At 28.0% G+C, this 4327-nt stretch carries 4 protein-coding genes; all 4 read right to left on the bottom strand.

Going from position 1 to position 4327, the window contains the following annotated elements; translation table 11 throughout:
• Positions 1–317: 317 nt before the first annotated feature.
• From ASUIS_RS03830 to ASUIS_RS03815, 4 genes are read right to left on the bottom strand one after another with little or no spacing between them, the layout of a single operon-like run.
• Positions 318–1739 carry a leucyl aminopeptidase gene (locus tag ASUIS_RS03830; protein WP_118885812.1) on the bottom strand — a complete coding sequence of 474 codons (1422 nt, stop codon included), beginning with the start codon at positions 1737–1739 and terminating at the stop codon, positions 318–320.
• The gene (locus tag ASUIS_RS03825) at positions 1729–2430 is read right to left on the bottom strand and encodes a DedA family protein (protein WP_118885811.1); all 702 of its coding nucleotides are present in this window, start codon (positions 2428–2430) and stop codon (positions 1729–1731) included. Before ASUIS_RS03825 ends, ASUIS_RS03830 begins: the two co-directional genes overlap by 11 nt.
• Before the next feature lie 13 nt (positions 2431–2443).
• On the bottom strand, positions 2444–3652 hold the full coding sequence (trpB, locus tag ASUIS_RS03820; RefSeq protein ID WP_118885810.1) for a tryptophan synthase subunit beta: 1209 nt from the start codon (positions 3650–3652) through the stop codon (positions 2444–2446).
• A gap of 17 nt (positions 3653–3669) precedes the next feature.
• A complete protein-coding gene (locus ASUIS_RS03815) occupies positions 3670–4215 on the bottom strand; it encodes an adenine phosphoribosyltransferase (RefSeq protein WP_192941181.1) in 546 nt (181 codons plus the stop codon).
• Positions 4216–4327 lie beyond the last annotated feature (112 nt).

The raw sequence follows: 4327 nt of genomic DNA, 5'->3' as shown, positions 1-4327 counted from the left end.
CTTGAACTCTTTGTAATATATTATTTTACTTAATATACCATAATTATTGTTAATAAAAAATTTGATTACTTTTTTAAAAAGTAAATAAACAAATCACCAAATTATCAATGCTATTCATAAATAAAATATTAAATAACTCAATTATTTATTTTATTCTTTTAGGATATTATTTTGTAAAAAAGTATTCATTAAAACAACTATTTAATAAAAATACAAAGAAGAAAATTTTTAGGAATATATTCTGAAATAAGTATATAAAAAGAGAGGTGAAAAGAAATCAAGTATTCAATACTAGATTTCTTTTCTAAATAAAAAACTTAGTTATTATCAACTAAATCTTGTAAAAATTTAATAGTCATTCTAACGCCTGTTCCACTTGCTCCATGTGGATTATATCCCCAAGGTTTTTCTACAAACGCTGGACCTGCTATATCAAAATGAATCCATTTATTTTTATTTTCATCGCTAATAAAATTATCTAAAAACATTCCAGCTGTAATTGCTCCACCATATCTTGTGTTTGCAATATTACAAATATCTGCTATTTCTGATTTAATTGCTTTTTTCAGAAATCTATTAAAATCTAAAGTTGTTGCATATTCCCCTGATCTTAAAGCAGCTAAAACAGCATTTCTTTTTAAGATTTCATTATTTCCCATGATTCCTGTTGTATATTCACCAACGCCAACCACACAAGCACCAGTTAGTGTTGCATAATCAAAAATGTAATCAATATCTTTGATTTCATCTTGAGCATAAGATAAACAATCAGCAAGAACAAGTCTTCCTTCTGCATCTGTATTTCTGATTTCAATAGTTTTACCGTTTTTTGCTTTTAAAACATCATCCGGTTTATAAGCATTTCCACCAATCATATTTTCAACAGCTCCTACAATAGCATGAACTTCAAAAGGTAATTCTAATTTAGCAATTGCCCAAATAGTTGACATAACAGCACAACCACCTGATTTATCAGCTTTCATTGTAACCATAAAATCAGCAGGTTTTAAAGACAATCCACCTGAATCATAAGTTAAACCTTTTCCAACTAAAACTATTTTAAATTGAGGATTTTTTGGTTTGTATGTTAAATGAATAAGTTTTGATTCATGAACAGATGCTCTTCCAACGCTAAGCATTGCATTCATTTCATTTTCTTTTAAAAACTTTTCACCTTCTATTTTTACTTCAATATTTGCATCTTTTGCCAATTTCTTTGCAGTTTTTGCCATAATTTCTGGGTAAAAATCAGCTGGTGGAGTATTTACCATATCTCTTGTTTTATTTACAGCTTTTGAAATAATTTTAGATTCTGTTAATATTTTTTCTAATTCTTCATTTTTATTTAATACTATTATTTCTAGTTCAATTTTTTTATTATCTTTTTCAGATTTATAGTTATTAAATTTATATTCACCTAATAAAGCACCTTCAATAAGAGCTTTAAAATTATTTTCCAAAACTTCATTTAATTTTATTTTAACATTTTCAAATTTTGTTGTTTGAAGTTTTTTAATTGCTGTTGCAGAGGCAATTGCAATTGAATCGTAGTTTTCTTCTTCATAACCTACATAAATTTTTTTTGACTCTGCTAATAACACGCAAGCTTCATCTTTTGCTTTAAATTCTAAATTTTCTAAAAGTTCTTTATCACTTAAATTTTTTATATCTTTTACAAAAATAATTTCAATTTCTGTATCTTTTTTTTCTATACTTGTTTCAACTAAATTAATTTTCATTTTTAATCCTTTTTTCTACTTTTTGTGTAGCTTTATTAAAATAAAATATTATACTTCCGCCTAAAATAACTGCAACAGGAATTGCTAAATACCAATGTTCTTTTGCCCAATGTAAAACAACTAAAATCTCATTTCCAAAATACCAAACAGGAACGATAGTAAGAGCAGCCCAAAACCAAGCTGAAATAAGATTTATAAATGCAAACATTTTTGCATCATATCTTGTAAGACCTATAGAAATTGGTATTACAGTTCTCATTCCATACATATATCTTTGAATAAAAATTATTGGCCACCCATGTTTTTTTAAAAGTAAGTGGGCAAATGCAAATTTTCTTCTTTGACCTCTAAACTTTTTATGAACATGCGCTTTATTAAATCTTCCAATATAAAAATAAACTTGATCACCAGCAAAACCACCAAGTCCAGCAACAAATATTGCAATATAAAGATTCATATCACCTGTATGTGATAATAAACCAGCCATTACAAGACCAGCTTCACCCTCTAACATTCCCCATGCAAAAAGTATAATATAACCATATTTTCTAAGAAGATATACAAATTTCTCATCCAAACCATCAACTGGTGCATGATATAAATTATATGCTAAAAATGAAAAAAATAAAATCACACCTAATGCAAATATTTTTCCCGAATGGGGTTGGATTTTCCTAAAAAGCTCTTTCACAATACCCCTTTAATTATTCAAAATTCAATAAACTCTTCGCTTGTACCATATCTTTATCTCCACGACCTGATAAATTTACGATAACTATTTTATCTTTAAATCTTTCTTTTGCTTTTTTTAAATAAGCAATTGCATGAGCTGATTCGAATGCTGGAATAATTCCTTCACGTCTGCTAAGCCATACAAAAGCATCTAAAGCATCTTTATCAGTTATTGAATCATAAGAAACTGATTTATTATCTTTATGAAAAGAGTGTTCAGGTCCAATTCCTGGATAATCAAGTCCTGCACTAAATGAGTGAGCCTCTATTACTTGTCCATCTTCATCTTGAAGTAAATATGAACATTGTCCATGTAAAACTCCAGGAGTTCCTTTTTCAAGAGAACAGCCATGTTTATCAGTATCAAGTCCTAAACCACCAGCTTCAATTCCAATACAAGTTACATCTTTATCCTCTAAAAAGTGTGAAAACATACCAATAGCATTTGATCCACCACCAATACAAGCAACCACATAATCTGGTAACCTACCCTCTTTTTCTAAAATTTGTTTTCTTGCTTCGTAACCAATAACTGCTTGAAAATCTCGTACCATCATAGGATATGGATGAGGACCTGCAACTGTTCCTATTATATAAAAAGTGTCTCTAGCATTTGTTACCCAATATCTAATAGCATCATTCATAGCATCTTTTAAAGTTTTACTTCCACTTTGAACAGGGATTACTTTTGCTCCTAGCAATTTCATTCTAAATACATTTAATTCTTGTCTTTCAACATCTTTTGCACCCATAAAAATAGTACATTCAAGTCCCATAAGAGCAGCAATTGTTGCAGTTGCAACTCCATGTTGACCAGCACCAGTTTCTGCTATTACTTTTGTTTTTCCAAGTTTTTTTGCAAGTAATCCTTGAGCTATTACATTATTTACTTTATGAGCACCAGTATGATTTAAATCTTCTCTTTTTAAATAAACCTTTGCTCCAACTTCATCACTTATATTTTTTGCAAAATATAAAGGATTTTCTCGTCCTACATAATCTTTTAGTAAATAATTAACTTCTGCCCAAAATTCTTTATCAAATCTATATTTTTTATATTCAGCTTCTAATTCTTTTAAAATTGGCATTAAAGTTTCAGGAACATATTGTCCACCAAAAATACCAAATTGACCCTTTTCATCAGGGTCAAAAATACTTGGTTTTGGAATATAATTACTCATTTATTTTCTCTTTTTTTTTAAATTTCTAACACTGAATATACAGGAGCTACTTCTTTTAATTTTTTTGCACCATCTAAAATCTTTATATTCATTAAAAAACACATTTCAACTAAATTTACATCTAACTTTTTGATTAAAGTTGCAGCTGCAAATGCAGTACCACCACTAACAACTATATCATCTATTAGTAAAACATTTACATTTTTTTCGTTGTTAAAAGCATCAAGGTGAATTTCTACTTCATCAAATCCATATTCAAGTTCATATTTTTCACATACAGTTGTACTTAGAAGTTTTCCTTTTTTTCTAACAGGAACAAAACCAACACCTAATCTATCAGCAAGTGCAGCACCAAAAATAAAACCTCGTGAGTCAATTCCAGCTATATAATCTAAATTATAAGATTTGTATTTCTCTTCTAAATGATTCATCAAAAGAGTAAATGCTTCTTTGTTATTTAACAAAGTTGTAATATCTTTAAAAATAATTCCTGGTTTTGGAAAATCACTAACACTTCTTATTGAATCTAATAATATTTTTTTATCATTCTCATTTAATACCATATTTTTACTCAATCAAAATCCTTTACATAATCACTACTTTGAGAAAAGCTTTTTATTCTATCTAAATAATTATTATGATTTTATGATGTTTTTAAAATATTTAAGAATCTAT

Origin of the sequence: Arcobacter suis CECT 7833, assembly GCF_003544815.1 — a bacterium.
In the GTDB taxonomy this organism is placed as follows: Bacteria; Campylobacterota; Campylobacteria; order Campylobacterales; family Arcobacteraceae; genus Aliarcobacter; species Aliarcobacter suis.
The sequence above is the reverse complement of the archived record's forward strand: the minus strand, read 5'-3'. Positions and strand labels throughout refer to the sequence as shown.

Bases quoted from the DNA above. Each gene is read 5' to 3' on its own strand.
- ASUIS_RS03815 (WP_192941181.1), bottom strand. From the start codon at position 4,215: ATGGTATTAAATGAGAATGATAAAAAAATATTATTAGATTCAATAAGA.
- trpB (WP_118885810.1), bottom strand. From the start codon at position 3,652: ATGAGTAATTATATTCCAAAACCAAGTATTTTTGACCCTGATGAAAAG.
- ASUIS_RS03830 (WP_118885812.1), bottom strand. From the start codon at position 1,739: ATGAAAATTAATTTAGTTGAAACAAGTATAGAAAAAAAAGATACAGAA.